Raw genomic sequence first — 20,152 nt, forward strand, 5'->3', positions numbered from 1 at the left:
ATGGGGAGGTGAGGAGATGGGGGGGGGATAATATACTACACGAATATGTATTAACTATAAAGATATGTAAGTCTATACCTGTGAGTTTTGGATTATAAGTTTATTAATATGATTTGAATAATTATTGCTACAATTTTATCAAAAAAAGCATTATCAGTGATTCTTTAACAATCCAAAATCCAAAATCTAAAATTCAAAATTGTATAGGATAGGCATTTTTATTTTTCAATTACCCAACAAGAAGAGTTGTTAATCATGCTTACTAAACTGCCTAGCACTCGATTGTATGTGTCATAAATTTCTCTACCCAATTCAACATCTAAATATTTACATTTAACAGCAAATTTCAGCCAAGTTTGAGTTTCAGCGGCTTCAGCCTCACAATCGTTTAACTTTGCCACAAAAGCTGCTTGATAACGCCTTCTTCGCCAAGCCTCAGCTAGATTTGGAAAGACTGGCCGAGATGATCGACGAATCTGATCGTTAACGCATATTTTTCTTCTACAGGAAATCTTTTCGAGACTTCAAAGATTTGCATAGCAGTATCAAACGCCAATTGATACACTTCCAAATCTTCATGACTCTTAATCAATTCTCTCCCCATCTCCCCATCTCCCCACTTACATCTACACCCCATTTCATTTACTATATTTATTGTTCTCCAGCTGTATGGGCTACATCTGGCTACCTTGAGATCGTTATGCCGAAATCTAAGAAGAGTGCTAATCCCATCAATTTAAACGATCCGCAATATTATCTTAACCGTGAGTTAAGCTGGTTAGAATTTAACAACAGGGTATTACATGAAGCTTGCGACCCAAGAACACCATTACTAGAAAGGCTGAAGTTTTTAGCAATATTCAGCTCTAACTTAGATGAGTTTTTCATGGTGCGCGTTGCGGCTTTAAAACAGCAGGTAGAAGCGAAAGTTAGCCAGTTAACTCCCGATGGTCGGACGCCACAACAACAGCTAAATGATATTTGGGCTGCCCTTGTTCCCCAGGTAACAAAACAGCATCAACATTTTGAGCAAGTTTTACAACCGCTGTTAGCAAATCACGGGATTCATATCCTCGATTACATCAATTTGTCTCAAAAACAGCGGACTTATTTAGACAGTTATTACGAAGAACAAATTTTTCCGGTTTTAACTCCTCTGGCAGTTGACCCTAGTCATCCGTTTCCCTACATTTCCAATCTCAGCTTGAATTTAGCAGTTGTGGTCAAAAACCCAGATACGGATGAAGAATTTTTTGCCAGAGTTAAAGTTCCTAACGTTCTCCCCCGATTTTTACCTTTACCACCGGAGTTGGGAATTCAACACAACGACCAACCAGCCTATTGGACAGGAGTACCTTTAGAACAAGCGATCGCCCATAACCTGGAGTCTCTATTTCCAGGCATGAATATCCAAGAGTATCATCCCTTCCGCATTACCCGCAATGCTGACTTGGCATTAGAAGAAGATGAAGCAGATGACTTGCTATTAGCCATCGAGCAAGAACTGCGAAAACGTCGCATCGGTGGATCTCCTGTACGGCTAGAAATTCAATCCCAGACTCCCGAACCAGTACGTACACGCTTGTTGCAAGATTTGGACTTGACAGAAAGCGATGTTTATCAATTAGACGGTCTTTTGGGGCTGCGGGACTTGATGTATTTTATGGCATTACCATTGCCAGAATTCAAAGACCCGCCACGCCAGTCTGTAGTGCCTCAACGTCTGCAAAGGTTGCGAGAACCAAGTTTAGATCCAGATGTGCTGGATATTGAGGAAGGCAAAGACTTTTTTGCTGTGATTCGGGAAAAAGATTTGTTAGTACACCATCCCTATCAATCTTTTTCGGCAACGGTGGTGCGCTTTATTACCCATGCCGCCCATGACCCGAATGTGCTAGCAATTAAGATGACTCTTTATCGGACTTCTGGAGACTCGCCCATCGTTAATGCCTTAATTGCCGCTGCCGAAAATGGCAAACAGGTATCTGTATTAGTGGAATTAAAGGCGCGGTTTGATGAAGAGAATAATATTTACTGGGCAAGACGACTAGAAAGAGTGGGAGTGCATGTTGTCTACGGTTTAGTCGGGTTAAAAACTCATTGTAAAACTGTTTTAGTGGTGCGGCGAGAAAAAGACTCTATGCGTCGCTACGTGCATATTGGCACCGGTAATTATAACCCAAAAACAGCACGACTTTACACAGATTTGGGATTGTTCAGTTGCCGCGAAGAATTAGGTGCCGATATTACAGATTTATTTAACTTTTTAACAGGCTATTCTCGCCAAAAATCTTATAGAGAATTACTGGTTGCACCTGTGAATATGCGCGATCGCTTTCTTGGTTTAATTTATCGTGAAATCGAAAATGTTAAAAATGGATTTTCTGGGCGCATCGTTGCCAAAATGAATTCCCTGGTCGATCCCCAAATTATCGCCACTTTGTATGAAGCTTCTCGCGCCGGAGTGCAAATCGACCTTATCGTTCGGGGCATTTGTTGTTTACGTCCCGGACTCAAAGACATTAGTGAAAATATCCGCATCATCAGCATTGTCGGCCGCTTCTTAGAACACTCTCGCATTTATTACTTCCACAACAATGGACAGGAAGAAATTTATATTGGCAGTGCTGACTGGATGCGCCGTAATTTAGATCGTCGAGTGGAAGTCATTACTCCTGTAAAAGACCCAGATATTGCTAAAGATTTGCAAGAAATCCTGGGAATTATGCTGGCAGACAATCGTCAAGCTTGGGATTTACAACCGGACGGCAGTTATATCCAACGCCGTCCTTGTGAAGATTGTCCAGAAGCTAACTCACAATTAACTCTCTTGAATATGGCATTACGTTCAACTGGTATAGGCTCCAACTTGATTGATTCCAAAAAAAGTTCTTTCTATACTGACAGCTAAGTCAACTTGATTTTTGAGCAAATTGAAGTTTTTTCACAATTTCTTTAATTAATTGCCGTGAATAAAGACAACTTATTCAACCATAGGATAGAGTAATAGCTGGCACTAGTTACCATAAACTATAAAAGCTATGGTAACTTATTTTTTCTTCCCCTTGAATGTTGATGTTCCCTTGTGAGTCTTCTACCTTGCGCGTTCTAGTGGTTGACGATCACGAATTAACTCGTTTAACCTTGCAATTAGCCTTTTCTTGCCAGGAAAATATTCAAGTAGTAGGGTTAGCTAGTAATGGTCAAGAAGCTATAGACATGGTTCAACACTGTCATCCTGATGTGATTGTTCTGGATTTACAGATGCCCGTCATGGATGGTTGGAGTGCTTCAAGCCATATTAAAGCTATCTCTCCGAATACTCAGATATTGGCTTATTCCTCAGTCGAAGAAGCAAACTTTCCACAGACGAAGCTAACACCCAAGTTTGACGATGTTTGCAAGAAAGATGTACCAACAACCGAACTTATTGCTTTAGTTAGACAGCTAGGACAGCGTGCAGGAAACGCTTCAGTTACAGGATGATTTATGCTGCTTAGTTGCTGTTGATTAACCGAGCCTTAGTTCAATTTAGGACTTACGCATTGTACATAAGTACTATCCACAATTTGGTTATTTCAGCCATTTCTAGCATTCAGCGATCGCAAATATGCGAATAAATCACGGGTATACGAAGCGCTGGAAACGACCAAGTACTGTAATACACAGTATGGTTAATTTGTACAGTGCGTAAGTTCTACAATTAAGTGATTGTCAGAATATTAGATATACTTAACAGGGTCGGTGTAACTGTTAATTAACAGTTACACCGACACTGTTTAGATTTCAGTTGCTGCTTAGTTCAGCTTAATTATTGTCAGTTTTTGGGATAGTACGTTCAAATTCATCAATTAACTCATCCAGTTCTTCTAAAGCCTGATTGACATCAACCCTTAAAATTCCCAGGTCAGGTTTTTCTAAAAGACCTAGCAAGTACTCACGTTTACCTTGAACCGCAGCGATTCGTTCTTTGATAGTCTGTAGATCCATTGTTCTATTTCAGTCCTTTAATATCCTTTACTTTAAAGTTAACTCGTAAGGGGTGTCAGTTGTCAGTGGTCAGTGGTCAATTGTCAACACTCCCATCTTTGCATCTCCATTTCCCCATCCCCCAATCACTTCAGCCCCGCTCTTCCCTAATTTGTTACTCATAGCCGATGATAATAAAACTGATGTGTAAAGAATTTATACTATCCTAAACTCATGTTACGCCAAATTTCCTTGGGAACACTCGGTTTAACCGTCGGCAGCATATTAACCATTATGGGCTTCGTTGCTTATGCTGCTAATAACGCCACACTAAATCTTGTAGGATTTTTTTACGGGTTTCCTCTACTGCTGGGAGGATTGGCACTCAAAGCCAATGAACTCAAGCCTATACCCTTTAGTCAAGCTACGAGTTCTTCTGTTTTACTCCTGCGAGAACAGCAAGCAACTGTAACTCAAAATAAAATCCGTAAAGATATCACCCGATATTGCTATGGTCAAAATGCCCATTTAGATGGGGCGCTTTCTTACCTTGGTCTGAGTCCTACAGATAAGGAACGCCCAATAGTTACAGGTTTACGAGAAACTGAAATTAATGGCGCTTATACCCTGATTTTAGAATTCGATTCGCCGTTTATATCTATTCACGACTGGCAGGAAAAACAGGAAAAAATGACCAGTTATTTCGGCCCTGGAGTAGAAGTTAAAATCACACAGCCAGATGAAAATCAAATTGAATTAGCTTTGATTGCTACTGGTCAATAGTCAAAATACTGTAGACTATGGACTGTTGACTCTGGACTAATCACATTTATTTTTCTAAGCGCACTGCATACCACTGCAAATATTCTCCAGGCCCAATATCTAATTCGCAACTTGTGTCGATTAAATATTGGGCTTGAGTTTCCACAGAATTAAACCTATGCAACTCTGGCGGCAAATCCTCAAAATTAATTTTTTGTATCACAATTTTTAGCTTCTCTAATAACTCTGATGCCGTCAGGAATTGTTCTGGCTGGTTTGTTTCTAGGACGACAAAAGTATCGTTTTGATACATTAATGGGTCTGGCATGGAAGAATTTGGTTGATCTAAATTAATTGTAATTTTTAAATGTTTGTTTGAAGTCAACTTTTAGCTGCTTTTGCTATAACCAGCAGAAATTTACTTCAACTTGCTAACTAAATTCAGGAGTTATGTAAACAACAACCAAAAAAAATCTTATTTTCATGTGGCAGTTTAAATTATCGTTACAATGTGTAGACTTCCCATTCTCATAGGATTTGAGGAAATATATTGGTTTTTTTGATCAAAAATTACATATATGTTAGTTATTAGCACAGATATTTATATCAAGTTTAAATAGGGAATCTTACTTAAATCAATCACAGAAAAGTAACTATAAAATAAAGTTTTGTATCTTGCTTGATTTTAACCTTATGTAGTTTATGTAATTGGCCCAAACAAAATTTAAGTCTGCTAAAGCCTGCTTAATACTGTGATGGTTCAAAGTTTAGTGATAGCAAGAGGTAATATAGCTAGATTCATAGTACAGTTTTGCAATTACTGAACTTTTATGAGAGCGAGATTTACAGTAACTACAGATGTCAAGTGAGCATTTGAATTTTTGCTCATAATTGTAATTACACTTTATCACTAGGGCAATATAAAAGTAATAATTCCTAACAAAACTACATTAGGACAAAAAGGTAACAATTACCTTTGGGTTCCAAAGAAATTGTCTATGCAACCTAGTTATCTATCTTTTTGTTGGCTGAAAACCATTGAGCAATCTATTTTGCCAAAAAAGTTGTTTGTGAAGGCAGACACAACTTTATTACAAGTTATAACCCTGATGCAGTGGCAATTACTCCTGTGCGATCGCACCATACACTGTTTGCAAGTTATTTTTGTACATCCCTGGCCAGAGAAATCAGCCAAACAGAGATTAGTACCGTCAGACATTCAACAAATAGGTGACTTGGGGAGGAATACCTTGCCTGTTTCGTTCAATGTAGTAACAACCAAGCTACTGTTTCACCCACAAATGTTCTGGTAATTGACCTTACACCAAATAGATCTGCTAGTAAGATTTTGATTACTGTAAAACTACTCTTGCTCATAGGTGATTTGGTTATGAGAACCAGGTTTTTCCTGGTTTACCCTCCCGATACTTTCATCTTCTGTGGAACGCAACTCATGTCAGGCATAAGCCCATTTTCTCTTTCCAAGCAACCCCCAGTGATTCTGGTTGCTGATGATGACAAGACTATCCGAGTACTGTTGCGCGATGCTATGGAACAAGAAGGCTATCGAGTGGTTGAAGTCACTGATGGTAAGCAGTGCTTAGATGCTTATGAAACTGTCAAACCAGATATAGTTTTACTAGATGCTGTCATGCCTGTCATGGATGGGTTTACCTGCTGTAAGCAATTACTCCAAATTGCCAAGAATAATTTAATCTCAGCACTGGCAAACCTTGATACTGATTCTGCTTTAGGCAATACCGTAATTTCAAAGATTTGGGAACGTACTCCCATATTAATGATCACAAGTTTAAATGATAAGGAATCAGTAGATCGTGCTTTTGAAGCAGGAGCAACTGATTATGTCACCAAGCCAATTCACTGGCCAGTGTTGCGCCAGCGGTTGCGAAGGCTGTTGCAGCAAGCACAAATATACAAACAGCTAGAAGCAGCCAACTTGGCTTTACAGCACCTAGCTAATGTCGATGCTTTAACTGGGCTGGCTAATCGTCGCCGCTTTGACGATTATTTAAATACCCAATGGATTAATCTAGCACAAGAGGGATCTCCCCTATCGTTGATTTTATGTGATATAGATTTCTTTAAATTTTATAACGATCAATATGGTCATCCGGCTGGGGATGAATGTATACAAAAAGTTGGGGCTATTTTAAGCCGTAAAGCCCAGAAGCATCAAGATTTAGTGGCGCGTTATGGTGGCGAAGAATTCGCTGTGATTATGCCATACACTCCTTCATCTGGTGCTGTTTACGTTGCTAAAACGATACAAACTGGAGTCAGAAATTTACAAATTGCTCATAGGGGTTCGGCAGTGAGTCAGTATGTCACCCTGAGTATGGGGGTAGCTACTCTTATTCCTACCTGGGAATCTTCACCTTCTAATTTGATTGTGGCAGCAGACAAGGCACTTTATCAAGCAAAGGCAGAGGGACGGAATCGTATTATTTTCAAGTGAGTGTTTGTTAGTTGTTAGTTGTCAGTTGTCAGTTGTTATTTTATTTACCAATGACTACTGACTATTAACCATTAACTAAGAAGGATATACTGGCAACGTGAAGTGGAACCAGGCTCCGCCATTGGGAGCAGAGTCCACCCAAATTTGACCGTAATGCGCTCGGATAATGCGTTGACACAAACAAAGACCAATACCGTAGCCTTCTGTACCTTCATCCCGTTGCAGGCGATAGTGGTTTTCAAAGATGCGATCGCGATTTTCTACAGGAATACCAGGGCCATTATCACCAACGCTAAACTGAACTTTCTGGGTTGTACGATGCAATCCGGCAAGGCTAATCTTACCGCCTTTGGGAGTATATTTAATTGCATTGTCTAACAGATTTACTAGCACTTGGCGTATACGTTCTGGATCAGCATATACACTTGGTAAATCTTTGGGGATATCTGTTTCTATTTCTAATAATTTGGCTGTGTAGCGATCGCGCAATTCCTCAAGTACACTCAAGCATAGTTGACCAAGGTCAGTTTTTTGTGGTATAATTGGAAGTTCTATATCGTTGCTTCTTCCTACCTGCAAAAGATCGGCGATCATCCGGTCAATTATTTTTGTTTGACTGCGGGCTTGTTTTAGTAAATGCGCTGTCATTGCTGGTTTGAGGCGCTCAAAGTCTCCAGTTTCTGGATTGTAATTAGATTGAAGAGTTTCAATAGCGATCGCGACAGCCGTTAGAGGATTGCGGAGGTCGTGTGCCAAGATAGCAATTACCCGATCTTTAAACTGTATCTGCTCTTGAAGTTTATCTTGTTCCTGTTTCAAGCGAAAAATTTCGTCTGAGAGGCGCATGAGTTCGGCAGAAACAGCAATAGAATTGATGGTTGATTTGGAGGAAGACACCCGCCCATTCTCATCGATACGTTCAGTGATGTCTTCCTGTAATTTTAAGTAAGTGTCTACAGCAGTTTGCCAGCGGGGCCACCAAGTTTTCAATTGGGCAATAATGTTACTTCCAGCTAAAATTTGTCTAGGCTCCGGGTGGATTTTAATTAAAGCTGGTGTTGCTACTAACTTAAAGTGTTCTGCCAAATAAGGTTGTTGCCCAACATCTATAATTTGAAGTTCAAATTTATACTCAGCCTGCAATGCTTTTAAGTAAGTGCGTATTCGCTGTACCTGTTGTCGGGACTTGGGGCGTCCATCGACAAACAGCAACAGTTGGAGTGGAGCCTCAGAATAAATAGGCTGATCCTGGGAAACTTGCATGTAATCGTGTTTCAGCACTGGTAACAACCTGGCGACGCTTTGCAGAAAGTAAAATAGACTGACGATTGTCGGTGGTCGTTCTTTTTTTTCAATTTAATATCTATTTTAGATTTTTCGTACTCTTATCCGATCTGGGTTTTTGGCATGATATACATATTTTCTAGCCTTTTGCTTGCTTTTTGGTGACCTCTATTTTCAAATAGCACCCTTCCTCGTCAACATCAGCTCTCTTTCCTTGGAATTAGGACTTGATGCTCAACTCAACAGATGAAAGTTTTTATACTAGGGTAACTCGATTTGTGCAGTAAAGGGACTAGCTACTAAGTACTAGGACTGGGAGGCGAACAAACCCCCTTGGTTGTGACCATTGGAGAAAGTCCTCACTAACCCAGATTCAACTTATTTGCACTTTGTCTAGAACCAATTAACTTTCCACACCAAGACTGGAGAAAATTTTTCTTTAATTAGTATTAATGTACTAATTTGTGTAGCCTAAGAGTGGATTTATTAACTTACCCCTTACCTCACCAATGAATTGAGTCATAAGCACAAATTTACTGCTATTTGTATACTTATAGCTAGTAGTTATTCAAACTTACCTTGGTGATAGCAAAGACTGTGATGTCAATGAGATGATGTCTCCTGAGTCAGATAGCCAGAAATAATTTAGTGGCGATCGCTAATTAGATTCTGTAGTTTCTATTTTGCCCACCCAGAATTCCCATCTCAAAAAGCTAGCTACAGTTTTTGTTACACATCAATCAAGTATATCTACGGTTACATGAAAACGTCATCATTAAAGATGAATTGCTAGGGAACTCCAAAAAATAAATTACCATGTTGGAAGTCGTTGACTGTTGAACGCCACTTGCGCGGCTTTCGGCAAAGTCAGCTAACACAGTGTCCTTTGCAAATCACTGACTGCTGTTAATTGTCAACCGTAAAAACTCATAGCTTACAGTTAATAGTAAAACTAGTAATACTCAACCGTTTTACCTACGAACTTTAACTCTAACAATCGCGAACTTACGCCGAGTTTCTGGAATTGCCACGCACGACGGGCACTTTTCGTGTACTAGCATATTCAGCTGATGAATCTCGGCTGAATATTGTCCAGAATCGATTACAACCCAGCGTTGGTGAGCGCTATTTTTTCCCCTTTTTGGCTGATGCTAGGGTGATTTAATCTCAGTTTAGCATTTCAGGTCATTGGCGATCGCCTATATTTGCTGTATTCTGTAGTAAGTTACGTTTTTATAAGTGATTTAGCACAATTAATTACATTCATGCTAGAGAAAAGCGAAAGTAAAAAGCTTGCCTGCGGCAAAAAATAAAGTTATGAAGAACCTGAAAAAAATTATTTTTTACAATCTAAAATCTTTATGTTCTTCCTTTTCTCTTTTTGAAGGCAAAGCTAAGACTTTCTCCTTCCGTCTCGATATTTTTGCGTAAAAAATATTACTTCGTCAACATTTGAGCGAACCTTAATAAAGGTAAAAGTCAACCCTGATTCAGGATAACTGTGCTGAAAGATTCACCTCATGTTGCTATATTTCTGCGCTCCCTCATGGGTGGTGGAGTAGAGCGGGTTATGGTTAACTTAGCCAATAGGTTTGCAGCTGAAGGTTTAAGTGTCGATTTAGTACTCACTCAGATAAGTGGCCCTTACCTGTCACAAGTATCGCCACAAGTGAGTATCGTGGATTTGCAAGCTCCAAAGTTGCCGACTAGCTTGCCTAAACTTGTAAAGTACTTGCGGCAAAAGCAACCTGTTAACTTGCTCTCAGCCCTACACTATCCTTGTGAAATTGCCATATGGGCCAAGTATCTTTCTAAAGTGCAGACACGAGTTATTGTATCTGAACACAATACACTTTCCCTAGAAGCAAAGCGCTTACCACAATTAACAGCACGTCTGACACCTTTAGCAACGCGGTTATTTTACCCGTGGGCAGATGAAATTGTAGCAGTTTCAATGGGGGTAGCAGAGGATCTAGCCCAAATTACAAAACTACCCCTAGAACGGATTCAGGTAATCTACAACCCGATAATTACTCCTGAAATCTTAGAAAAGGCCAAAGAACCGGTAGAACATCCCTGGTTTCAAACTGGAGAATTACCCGTCATTTTGGGTGTGGGACGTTTAATGCCTCAAAAGGACTTTTCTACCCTGATCTGTGCTTTTGCACAAGTGATACAGGTGCAGCCAGCTAGACTAGTGATTTTAGGTAGTGGGAGGGAGCGATCGCACTTAGATGCATTAGTGCGTGAATTAGGTTTGGAAAATCATGTAGCAATGCTGGGCTTTCAGAATAACCCTTATGCTTACATGGCACGAGCTACTGTGTTTGCTTTATCTTCAGCATGGGAAGGTTTTGGCAATGTCCTTGTTGAAGCAATGGCGACAGGAACAGCAGTAGTTTCTACAAACTGTCAAAGTGGGCCTGCGGAGATTTTAGATCATGGCAAATATGGATTACTAGTTCCAGTGGGAGATAGTCAAGCTATGGCAGAAGCAATTTTAAACATATTATCTGGCAAATTTCCTTCAGTTCCATCAAACTGGCTTGAACAATTTACTTGGAAACCAACAGTTACCAAATATATGAACCTATTAAATGTCACTTGATTAAGACTTAGGCGCATTGTCATCCTTTTTAGGAAAAAGCGTCCAAAGTCAAAAGTCCAAAATCTTGACTTTGATAGCAAAGTGCTAAGTGCTAATTATAAACCAGTTATTTCAAGGCTAGTAGCAATCAGCACTGTCCTCAACTATGCTTCGATTGCTATAACTTTTGACACAAAGATATGTGACAGTAACGTAAGTCCTGTAAATCAAGCACTTAAGTAAGTCGGTAGAAACAAACAAAGTATGTAAAGAAAAATCAACTAAGCTCAAACCTTCTTTTCTTTTGATAGTTAACTTCTGTTTCCTCCCAATGATCAATCTTGACACCGACCTACTTAAATAATTACCTCAATATGAAACTTCTGATTCAACACAGACATTTGCAAGGGGAAATTGCTGGGGTTTTAACATATATCTCTGCAATTATTCCAGAACTCGAAAGTAGAGGAGTTGAAATTAAAACTGTCTCGACTAGAGAAGGAAGTATTCTAGATTGGTGGCAACTTATTTCATGGGCAGATGTTGTCCATATGAATTCCAATGATTTAACTTTTGCTTTGTTATGTAAGGCTTTGAGGAAAAAAATAATCATTAAATATCATTATTGTTTTTATCAATCTCTGCATCATAAATATGAACAGATGAATTTTCTAGAACGGCTAACAACTGAAATTAAATATACCTTACCAAAAGCAAATTATCCCTTAAAGTGGAAATTGTACACAGCCGTAAAATGGTTAAGGCTGGGTACTAGGCTAGCTACTGCATTGATAGCTAACTGCCACACAGCTTGTAGTAATTTTCTCAGTGAGTCTTGTGCTTTTCCTTGGAAAGTAGCTACTTTATATAATCCTATTGAAATTAAATATAAAAAGCAGCATAAGCATCTAGATAATTTATCTCATCCATATAAATTTGTGTTTGTGGGCAGATTAGATAAAGATAAAGGAGTCGATATTTTATTAAAAGCAGCGCTAATTCTACATAAGGAAAAGAGGAATTTCCAGGTTTCAATAATTGGTGATGGGCCAAAAGCTGGTGAATTTAAGCAGCTAGCATCCGATTTAGATATTTTAAATTGTGTGAGTTTTTTAGGTAAACTTCCCAATCAAGAAGTGATTGTCAAATTACAAGATGCTCTAGCTTTAGTTGCTCCCTCTCGTTGGCAAGATCCGGCACCTTATGTAGTACTAGAAGCCTCTAGCGCTCAAACCTGTTCCATTGTCTCAAAAATGGGGGGATTGCCAGAAGTGGCTGGGCCACACAGCTTTTTCTTTGAAAATGAAAATGCTCAAGAATTAGCCAGTTGTATGAGATTTTGCCTAGATCATCCCGATGAAGCAATTAATCGAGGTTTTCTGTCAAGCCATTACGCGGCAGAAAATTTTTCTTCAACTCGTGCTGCAACTCAACTACTAGACATTTGTACTCAACTGATTCCAAAATTTACATATATATAGTTCGATTCAATCTTGACAGTCTGCGTTAGGGTAGGAATAGACACGCATTTTTGACTGCCTGTGCTTCCTTATAAACGTCCAGCTGTATTTGTGAGTTTGGCTGTTTTACTCACTTCTTTAACAGCTTGTGCTAACAGTCCAACCGCCAAAAACCTTGAACAGTCTTTGGCGGCTGATCCTCAGTTGCAAAATAAGCCTGTTGTCTTTGGGGAAGCTAAGGGGGCTGAATTACAAGCAGGGCAAAATGAAGCCAGTGTTCAGTTACCAGCAGATTTTCCCAAAGATATTCCCTTATATACCAACGCTAAACTCCAGGAAGTTACACCTGTGAGCGGGTCAGAAAATAAAGTATCCACGCGCTGGCTGAGTTCTGACCCCAGCAATTTTATCATCAGTTTTTATCGCAGCCAGTTTCAAGCAAATAACTGGCAGATTTTACAACAACCCACAGATGAGGTGGGGGGTGCTTTTGAAGCACGTCGTAACGATTTGCTGGTGAAGGTATCCATTCAAGCTCAATCAGTTACTAACCCCACACCCAATCAACCACAAACAGCTACTACATTACTGATTGAGTACACACCTGATAGCACAGCAACGGCACAACCTAACCCAACTGCTAGTCCTAACGAAACTACTGACAACATTCCCCAACCAGGTGATCCTGAGTTTATTGGGCCCGTACCGCCTACAAACTTGGCAACAGCAACACAGCCTCAAAATACGTCTGATGGTCAAACAACGGCTACAGCTACATCTCAGGAATTCAAAGACCTCAACAAAGTACCGCCAGAACTGCGGCAATATGTCCAAGACTTAGCAGCCTTGGGTATTTTCTCTGGAGAATCTCAAATTAAGAGTAATTCTAATGCTGCGATCGCTCAATTTGAACCCAACAAAATCATTACTCGCAGAGAATACGCCCGTTGGTTAGTTGCTGCTAATAATGCCATGTATGCTAACGATCCAGCCAAGCAGATTCGCTTAGCTGCGGAAACTACTCAACCAGCTTTTAGCGATGTCTCGAAAACAGACCCGGATTTTGCCCAAATTCAGGGGTTGGCTGAAGCTGGGTTAATTCCCAGTAATTTGTCTGGCGATTCTACAGCGGTTTTGTTTCGTCCAGATGCACCATTGACGCGAGAACAGTTAATACTGTGGAAAGTACCTTTAGATACGCGCCAAGGTTTACCCACAGCCAGCTTAGATGCAGTTAAGCAAAGTTGGGGTTTTCAAGATGTAGGCAAAATTGACCCCAAAGCTTTACGCGCAGTTTTGGCTGACTTCCAAAATGGAGAAAAATCGAATATTCGGCGGGTGTTTAGCTATACAACACTGTTTCAACCGAAAAAACCAGTGACTCGCGCCGAAGCCGCAGCGGCTTTGTGGTATTTTGGTTCGCAGGGTGAAGGTGTATCGGCTGCTGAAGCTTTGAAGTTAAAGCGATCGCCAAACTAAATTCTGTGATGAAGAGGGTGTCACGTTAAATACATCTGTATTGATAGCTAGTAGTAGGGTAGGCAAATAGCCTGCCCTACTTATTTTTACCTATCAACTTCATAGTTTCTTTGCAATAAACCCATCGAAAAATGAAAATCAGGTAAATCTTGAGGTTGAAGGAATCTTAACCTGTATATTTAGAGATTATTATTGCCACATCTATTCAATAGAATTACGCAAATAACATTCACTCAGATTGCTTAGCTTGACAATAATTCACCAAGAAAACCTGTAAATTTATCTTTTCTCAAAAATCTAGCAAATAACACCACATTTCAAATAAGTATGAAAAAAACATTAATGGCAGCAGGATTCGTTCTTTTTTCCTTCATGTTGCCGCTAAAAGCTTCGGCTGCCAATTATGGGGATATTTATGTATTCGGTGATAGTATTTCAGATACTGGTAACGCATTTGCAGCTTCAGGAAACACCTTCCCTCCTTACCCATACTACTTTAATGGGCGCTTTACCAACGGCTATAACTGGATAGATGAGTTTGCCAAGAGGTTAAACATCGATTCTCCTACTCCATATTTTAATGTCGCTAATGGCGTTACACCAAACAATGGCATTAACTTTGCATTTGGTGGAGCCACCACCACACCAGCAAACACAGTCACCAATGCCTTCTTTGGCTTACCACAGGAGATTAGTGCATTTCAATCTTATCTGAATCAAACTCAGCAAGTTGCAGATCCTGATGCACTTTATATATTTTGGTTGGGCGCTAATGATTACTTGCCTACCGACTCAAAAGACTTTGTACCTTTTACTACCCCCAACCAAACCCTCGCAAATATATCAAATGCACTCCAAACCATTGCGGGTCTTGGGGCTAAAAATCTTCTGGTAGTAAATTTGCCAAATTTGGGTAATACGCCACTGGGTTTGAGCTTAGATAAATCAATTCCTGGAACCTCTAGCGGTCTTAATACCTTAACCCAAGAGCATAACAACGGATTATCTCAAATCATCAAAGAGTTAAACGCAAATCCAGCATTAGATTTAAATATTATCTCCCTTGATGTCAATCCTATATTGGATAACATCACAAAGTTAGGGTTCACAAATACTACTGAACCTTGCTTCAATAAAATTACCCTGACAATCTGTGCTAATCCAGATAAGTATTTATACTGGGATGAGATTCATCCTACAGCACGCGCTCATAAAATATTTGCAGGAGCAGCATTGGCAGCTATTCCTGAACCCTCACCAGCATTGGGAATGATAGCACTTGGTGCTTTAGGGGCTGCTGGAGTGCTAAAGCGCAGGCAGAAAAAATCAACAGTAACCATAGAAAATAGGGAGTAGGAATCCTACAGTGTAAATTAACGTGAGTTGGATGAGTACTGTTGTGATCTCTCCCCCAGCCCCTCTCCTACTCGGCTACGGTGTACACACAAGTCAAAAAACCTTGTCCATAAAAGATTTCAGCCAGTAGGGTGCGTTATGGACTCTTGTCCTAACGCACCGAAAATCTCTGGCGGTGCGTTATTGCGCCAGCATAACGCACCCTACTGGCGCGACACAGCTAAAATAGTGCATAAATTTCCTCTAATATCTCTGTGTTCTCTGCGCCTCTGCGGTTCGTTAATGCACCATTTTAACCTTGCCACGCCACTACAAAACGAGATAATGGGTGATTTAATCACTTGTGTGTACACCGTAGCTCCTACTAGGAGAGGGGAGTAAAACCGTAGTTTTTTGTTCCTTGTAGGAGCAGGCGCATTGGCGGCACACCACCCGCTACGAATGAAAGAAACACTTTCTTCCCCCACTCCCTACTCCCCACTAAGAGTGTTTCTTGAAAGCCTCCAACTAGCGGCGATCGCCACTAGCAAAATATGAAAGAAACACATTTTTCGTAATTATCTCAAAGTCTTTGTGGGTAAGCGTTTTCAAATGTGTTTCTTAGGAGAGGGAGGTTGGGAGGGCGAGGTAGTAGCGAACTCATATTAAATTAGATGGAAGTACATCCTCAACGATAGGATTGTTTCAGTTAGAAACCTGATATTTCTTGTGAGACTGAACCTATCCATGTGGGATTACGATCACCTATTTCAAAGCATCACAGAATTGGTAATGCACCATTCCCCTAGTGGTGTAGAAGCTGAAATCAATGAATTTCTGATGCAGCGATTTGCAGCGCTGAGTGTAGAAGTCTGGAGCGATCGCGCTGATAATATCATTGCCAAAATTCCCGGAAAAAATCCAGACAGAGCGATCGCTATCACCGCCCACAAAGATGAAATTGGTGCAATTGTTAAGTCTGTGGGTGATGAAGGTCGTATAGAAGTTCGTAGACTCGGCGGTTCCTACCCGTGGATTTACGGTGAAGGCGTTGTAGATTTATTGGGAGATAACGAAACTATCAGCGGCATTCTCAGCTTTGGTTCTCGTCATGTCTCCCACGAATCACCGCAAAAAGTGCAGCAAGAAGATACTGCCCTCAAATGGGAAAATGCCTGGATTGAAACCAAACTCACCACTGCTGAACTAGAAGCTGCCGGCATTCGACCCGGAACGAGAATGGTAATTGGCAAACACCGCAAACATCCAATCCGGTTAAAGGATCATATTGCCAGTTACACCTTGGATAATAAAGCTTCCGTAGCAATTCTCCTAGGTTTGGCTGAAACCTTGAAACAGCCAGCAGTTGATGTTTATCTGGTAGCCTCAGCCAAAGAAGAAGTAGGGGCTATTGGGGCATTATTTTTTACACAAAACCAGCGTTTAGATGCCTTAATTGCTTTAGAAATTTGTCCGCTATCGAAAGAATACCCCATCGAAGACGGAAAAAGTCCAGTAATTCTGTCTCAGGATGCCTATGGTATCTATGATGAAACTTTGAATGCACAGCTACGCCACTGTGCTAAACAGTTGGAGATGCCAGTGCAGCTAACAACTTTAAGTGGATTTGGCAGTGATGCTTCCATCGCCATGAAATTTGGACATGTTGGTCGTGCTGCTTGTTTAGCATTTCCCACAGAAAACACCCACGGCTATGAAATTGCCCATTTGGGAGCGATCGCTAATTGCATCGAATTGTTAAAAGCCTTTTGTGAGAGTGAAGCTTCTACAGGCGAATTTTGAGAAAAGAGCAGGAATGATACCTTTTGACTTTAGGGTTGATACACATAGGGTAGGGGAGTAGAACAAAGGTACACAGAGAGAGGCAAAGACAAATTTGCAGAAATTTCCCTCTCTGCTACCGACACTTGCCTTAGTTATAGCAAAGTGCTGAGTGCTGAGTGCTGAGTCAAAACCCAGTTATTTCAGGTATTTGAGCAATCAATATTGTCCTAACACTACTGGCGACAGCCATATCAACAGATAAGGCAAATTGTCAACTGGATTGACTTTTATTCTCAAAAGTTATAAATATTTTTAAGACATAGTTGAAAGTAATTTGCAAAAACGCTGCTAATAATTTTTAATGGAGAGTTGCAAATGAGTGTGAGCAAAAAGGGCTTGTTGGCTGCTAGAGGGGCATTAGTAGCGCTGACAGGTTTAATGGTCAGCACCACAGGATGTACCGAGGAAACAAATACTAACTCCACTAATAATCAACAAGCATCACCCTCAGTTGCCCAAAAGCTGGAGACATTGACAGTTGTATTTCCCAGTCGTTCTGATTCCACAGACTTGCAAAATAAGGCAAATGCCGTAGGAACTTTTTTATCGAAAGAGTTGGGAATTCCAGTGCAAGCAAAGATTGGTGATGATACGGCTGCTGTAGAAGCCTTGAAAGTAAATCAGGCTGATGTGTCTTTCTTAAGTAGCCGTCCAGCTTTGAAAGCCGAACAACTAGCCAATGCAAAGCTGTATTTAGCCGAAGTACGTCCCAACTATTCGGGAAGATACACATACGACTCAGTATTTGTCGTTCCTAATAATAGCCCCCTGACAACCAAAGATTCAGCCAAAGTAACCTTAGAACAACTGCGGGGCAAAAAAATGGCCTTTACTTCCCCTACTTCTGGTTCAGGGTTCATTTTCCCTGTCAGTGAGTTGGTCAAAGAGGGATTTGTACCCGATCGCGATCGCTTGGATGGATTCTTCGCACAAGTCACCTACGGTGGTAATTATGGCAAAGCACTCCAAGCAGTAGTACGCGGCCAAGCTGATGTAGCTGCCGTATCTGAATATGCTTTAAATTCTCCGTATATTACCGCAGAAGAAAAAAGTAAATTGCGCGTACTGCATAGAATCTCCGGTGTACCTGCCCACGGTATCGCCATTGATGATGATGTTCCAGATACTGAAAAACAAAGAATTGTTAACGCCCTTCTCAAGTTAAATGAGTCAGAAAATAACCAACTGCTAAGTAACTTGTATAACTCCACCGAATTAGTGAAAGTTGATCATAATAGTCACCTAGCACCAATTCGTGAAGCCCTCCAGCGTGTTGGCATTGAACCATAGGGGTGCAGGGGTGCAGGGGAGATGGGGGATAAAAACAACTAACAACTAACAACTGACAACTGACAACTGACTTAGCCCATCAGTAAATTAGCCGAGGTGTAGGATGAGTGATTATGTAATTGAGTGTCACAACTTAGAGACGGCTTACGCTGCTTCTCTGAATCGTCCTATACTCAACGGGATTAATTGCCAAATCAAGCGCGGCGAGTTTGTCGTTTTGTTAGGACTTAATGGTGCAGGAAAGTCTACACTGTTGCGATCGCTAGTTGGGTTAGTGCCACCAGTAAAAGGAGAAATTCGCATTAATGATTTGGTCATGACTCCCCAAACATTGCCACAAATTCGCCGCGACGTAAGCATGTTGTTTCAAGGAGGCGGATTAATTCGGCAACTATCGGCACTGGAAAATGTTTTGTGTGGGCGGTTGGGTGCAAGGACGACTTGGCAGACATTTTTAGGATTTCCCAAACGCGATCGCCTTTTGGCGCTAGAGTTACTAGAACAGTTGGGTTTAAGACAGCTAGCCGATCAAAAAACTAGTTTACTTAGTGGAGGACAGCAACAACGAGTAGCCATCGCTCGTGCTTTAATTCAATCTCCACAAATTCTCTTAGCAGATGAACCCATCACAGGTTTGGATATTATGGCATCTCAGCAAGTGATGCAGACTTTATCTAAGTTACACACAGAACAAGGTATGACCATTGTAGCGGTTTTACACGATTTAGGCATAGCAGCAAAATATGCCCAGCGAGCCATTGTCTTAAATGCTGGACGCGTCGTTTATGAAGGGCTTTGTGATAACTTGCAAGCTCAATTTGCTGAAATTTCTAGTTGAATAGATCAGTCATCTTTCTCAGTGAATTATTTCTTGAATTTAAAATTTATACGTCGTTACCTTTGGATGAGTCCTCTATTCATCCTATTAATTATCGTTGTAGTTTATGCTTGGGCTTTGCAAGGACTGAAAGTAGATTTTCAATTGCTGAAATCCAGCTGGCCGCACATTACAAACTTTATTTCTAGATTATTTCCTCCCGATTTTAAAGTTGTAGATATAGCAATTAAGGCACTAATTGAAACCGTACAGATGTCTTTATGGGGAACTACCATTGGTGCAATTATTTCTGTACCGATAGCTGTAGCTAGCGCTAGCAATGTTGCTCCTAGTTGGTTGCGATCGCTAGCTAATTTACTGCAAAATATTGTACGTTCAGTTCCCTCAATTATTCTGGGACTAATTTTTGTTGCTGCCACCGGATTAGGCGCACCAGCTGGTACATTAGCCTTAGGAATATACACCATAGGCTACCTAGCAAAGTTCTATCAACAAGCAATTGAAGCCGTTAATCCTCGTTCTTTAGAATCTTTGCAAGTGATCAGAGCCTCAAGATTACAAATTGCCCAATACGGTATTCTTCCTCAAGTATTGCCTTTGGGATTAGGTTACACCTTATGGATGTTTGAATACAATATCCGTGCTGCTTCAGTGTTGGGTGTAGTTGGTGCAGGCGGTATTGGCTTTCAATTAAAAACTTACATCGACGGGTTCGAGTACAGCAAAGCAACAACGATGATGTTAGTGCTGTTAGTAGTAGTTACCGTCATCGATAGCTTCAGCAGCCAATTACGCCGCCGACTCGATTCCATGTAACGAATTCTTAT

General features: G+C 40.6%; 17 protein-coding genes and 1 pseudogene. 14 read left to right on the forward strand and 4 right to left on the reverse strand.

The features are described from left to right. Positions 1–218 precede the first annotated feature (218 nt). Positions 219–604 (reverse strand): annotated as a pseudogene (locus I8748_RS24845) (four helix bundle protein). Between the two features lie 96 nt (positions 605–700). On the opposite strand from I8748_RS24845, the gene ppk1 reads away from it, so the two are divergent. Both ppk1 and I8748_RS24855 read left to right on the forward strand, forming a co-directional pair. Further along, positions 701–2,911: a polyphosphate kinase 1 gene (ppk1, locus tag I8748_RS24850; protein ID WP_198127198.1), complete on the forward strand. Its 2,211-nt coding sequence runs from the start codon at positions 701–703 to the stop codon at positions 2,909–2,911. Positions 2,912–3,069: 158 nt separating this feature from the next. Further along, the gene (locus tag I8748_RS24855) at positions 3,070–3,486 is read left to right on the forward strand and encodes a response regulator (RefSeq protein ID WP_198127199.1); all 417 of its coding nucleotides are present in this window, start codon (positions 3,070–3,072) and stop codon (positions 3,484–3,486) included. A 321-nt stretch (positions 3,487–3,807) separates the two neighbouring features. Here I8748_RS24855 and I8748_RS24860 read toward each other — a convergent pair whose 3' ends face one another. Then, on the reverse strand, positions 3,808–3,990 hold the full coding sequence (locus I8748_RS24860; protein ID WP_198127200.1) for a hypothetical protein: 183 nt from the start codon (positions 3,988–3,990) through the stop codon (positions 3,808–3,810). Between the two features lie 213 nt (positions 3,991–4,203). On the opposite strand from I8748_RS24860, the gene I8748_RS24865 reads away from it, so the two are divergent. Further along, positions 4,204–4,752 carry a DUF2854 domain-containing protein gene (locus tag I8748_RS24865; protein WP_198127201.1) on the forward strand — a complete coding sequence of 183 codons (549 nt, stop codon included), beginning with the start codon at positions 4,204–4,206 and terminating at the stop codon, positions 4,750–4,752. A gap of 46 nt (positions 4,753–4,798) precedes the next feature. Here the strand turns inward: I8748_RS24865 and I8748_RS24870 are convergent, their stop codons facing one another. After that, positions 4,799–5,059, reverse strand: a complete 261-nt coding sequence (locus I8748_RS24870) for a chlororespiratory reduction protein 7 (protein ID WP_198127202.1) — start codon at positions 5,057–5,059, stop codon at positions 4,799–4,801. A 670-nt stretch (positions 5,060–5,729) separates the two neighbouring features. Between I8748_RS24870 and I8748_RS24875 the strand changes: the two genes are divergently transcribed. Continuing rightward, entirely contained in the window at positions 5,730–6,044 is a 315-nt protein-coding gene (locus tag I8748_RS24875) for a hypothetical protein (protein ID WP_198127203.1), read from the forward strand. A 140-nt stretch (positions 6,045–6,184) separates the two neighbouring features. Further along, positions 6,185–7,207 carry a response regulator gene (locus I8748_RS24880; protein WP_198127204.1) on the forward strand — a complete coding sequence of 341 codons (1,023 nt, stop codon included), beginning with the start codon at positions 6,185–6,187 and terminating at the stop codon, positions 7,205–7,207. Between the two features lie 75 nt (positions 7,208–7,282). On the opposite strand, the gene I8748_RS24885 is transcribed toward I8748_RS24880, so the two are convergent. Next, on the reverse strand, positions 7,283–8,488 hold the full coding sequence (locus I8748_RS24885; protein WP_198127205.1) for a histidine kinase: 1,206 nt from the start codon (positions 8,486–8,488) through the stop codon (positions 7,283–7,285). Positions 8,489–9,992: 1,504 nt separating this feature from the next. On the opposite strand from I8748_RS24885, the gene I8748_RS24890 reads away from it, so the two are divergent. From I8748_RS24890 to phnE, 9 genes are all read left to right on the forward strand, one after another. Further along, a complete protein-coding gene (locus I8748_RS24890) occupies positions 9,993–11,099 on the forward strand; it encodes a glycosyltransferase (RefSeq protein ID WP_198127206.1) in 1,107 nt (368 codons plus the stop codon). A 353-nt stretch (positions 11,100–11,452) separates the two neighbouring features. Then, positions 11,453–12,559 (forward strand): glycosyltransferase family 4 protein, encoded by a 1,107-nt coding sequence (locus tag I8748_RS24895; protein ID WP_198127207.1) that lies wholly within the window; start codon positions 11,453–11,455, stop codon positions 12,557–12,559. Between the two features lie 60 nt (positions 12,560–12,619). Continuing rightward, positions 12,620–14,017: an S-layer homology domain-containing protein gene (locus tag I8748_RS24900; protein ID WP_198127208.1), complete on the forward strand. Its 1,398-nt coding sequence runs from the start codon at positions 12,620–12,622 to the stop codon at positions 14,015–14,017. Positions 14,018–14,344: 327 nt separating this feature from the next. Then, the gene (locus tag I8748_RS24905; protein ID WP_198127218.1) at positions 14,345–15,373 is read left to right on the forward strand and encodes an SGNH/GDSL hydrolase family protein; all 1,029 of its coding nucleotides are present in this window, start codon (positions 14,345–14,347) and stop codon (positions 15,371–15,373) included. Between the two features lie 138 nt (positions 15,374–15,511). After that, positions 15,512–15,754, forward strand: coding sequence for a hypothetical protein (locus I8748_RS24910; RefSeq protein ID WP_198127209.1), 243 nt, complete (start codon positions 15,512–15,514; stop codon positions 15,752–15,754). A gap of 345 nt (positions 15,755–16,099) precedes the next feature. After that, positions 16,100–17,155: a M42 family metallopeptidase gene (locus tag I8748_RS24915; RefSeq protein ID WP_198127219.1), complete on the forward strand. Its 1,056-nt coding sequence runs from the start codon at positions 16,100–16,102 to the stop codon at positions 17,153–17,155. Between the two features lie 357 nt (positions 17,156–17,512). Continuing rightward, complete coding sequence (locus I8748_RS24920) at positions 17,513–18,487, forward strand: phosphate/phosphite/phosphonate ABC transporter substrate-binding protein (RefSeq protein WP_198127210.1); 975 nt, start codon at positions 17,513–17,515, stop codon at positions 18,485–18,487. A 103-nt stretch (positions 18,488–18,590) separates the two neighbouring features. Further along, positions 18,591–19,325, forward strand: coding sequence for a phosphonate ABC transporter ATP-binding protein (locus I8748_RS24925; RefSeq protein ID WP_198127211.1), 735 nt, complete (start codon positions 18,591–18,593; stop codon positions 19,323–19,325). Between the two features lie 66 nt (positions 19,326–19,391). Then, complete coding sequence (gene phnE, locus I8748_RS24930) at positions 19,392–20,141, forward strand: phosphonate ABC transporter, permease protein PhnE (protein ID WP_198127212.1); 750 nt, start codon at positions 19,392–19,394, stop codon at positions 20,139–20,141. The last annotated feature ends 11 nt before the right edge of the window (positions 20,142–20,152 follow it).

The sequence above is a fragment of the Amazonocrinis nigriterrae CENA67 genome (assembly GCF_016056305.1).
Taxonomy (GTDB): Bacteria; Cyanobacteriota; Cyanobacteriia; order Cyanobacteriales; family Nostocaceae; genus Amazonocrinis; species Amazonocrinis nigriterrae.

Excerpts from the sequence above, each read along its gene's own strand:
- I8748_RS24865 (WP_198127201.1), top strand. The coding sequence starts at position 4,204 with ATGTTACGCCAAATTTCCTTGGGAACACTCGGTTTAACCGTCGGCAGC.
- I8748_RS24915 (WP_198127219.1), top strand. The coding sequence starts at position 16,100 with ATGTGGGATTACGATCACCTATTTCAAAGCATCACAGAATTGGTAATG.
- I8748_RS24870 (WP_198127202.1), bottom strand. The coding sequence starts at position 5,059 with ATGCCAGACCCATTAATGTATCAAAACGATACTTTTGTCGTCCTAGAA.
- I8748_RS24875 (WP_198127203.1), top strand. The coding sequence starts at position 5,730 with ATGCAACCTAGTTATCTATCTTTTTGTTGGCTGAAAACCATTGAGCAA.
- I8748_RS24925 (WP_198127211.1), top strand. The coding sequence starts at position 18,591 with ATGAGTGATTATGTAATTGAGTGTCACAACTTAGAGACGGCTTACGCT.
- phnE (WP_198127212.1), top strand. The coding sequence starts at position 19,392 with ATGAGTCCTCTATTCATCCTATTAATTATCGTTGTAGTTTATGCTTGG.
- I8748_RS24860 (WP_198127200.1), bottom strand. The coding sequence starts at position 3,990 with ATGGATCTACAGACTATCAAAGAACGAATCGCTGCGGTTCAAGGTAAA.
- I8748_RS24855 (WP_198127199.1), top strand. The coding sequence starts at position 3,070 with ATGTTGATGTTCCCTTGTGAGTCTTCTACCTTGCGCGTTCTAGTGGTT.
- I8748_RS24905 (WP_198127218.1), top strand. The coding sequence starts at position 14,345 with ATGAAAAAAACATTAATGGCAGCAGGATTCGTTCTTTTTTCCTTCATG.
- I8748_RS24910 (WP_198127209.1), top strand. The coding sequence starts at position 15,512 with ATGGACTCTTGTCCTAACGCACCGAAAATCTCTGGCGGTGCGTTATTG.
- I8748_RS24920 (WP_198127210.1), top strand. The coding sequence starts at position 17,513 with ATGAGTGTGAGCAAAAAGGGCTTGTTGGCTGCTAGAGGGGCATTAGTA.
- I8748_RS24880 (WP_198127204.1), top strand. The coding sequence starts at position 6,185 with ATGTCAGGCATAAGCCCATTTTCTCTTTCCAAGCAACCCCCAGTGATT.
- I8748_RS24895 (WP_198127207.1), top strand. The coding sequence starts at position 11,453 with ATGAAACTTCTGATTCAACACAGACATTTGCAAGGGGAAATTGCTGGG.
- ppk1 (WP_198127198.1), top strand. The coding sequence starts at position 701 with ATGCCGAAATCTAAGAAGAGTGCTAATCCCATCAATTTAAACGATCCG.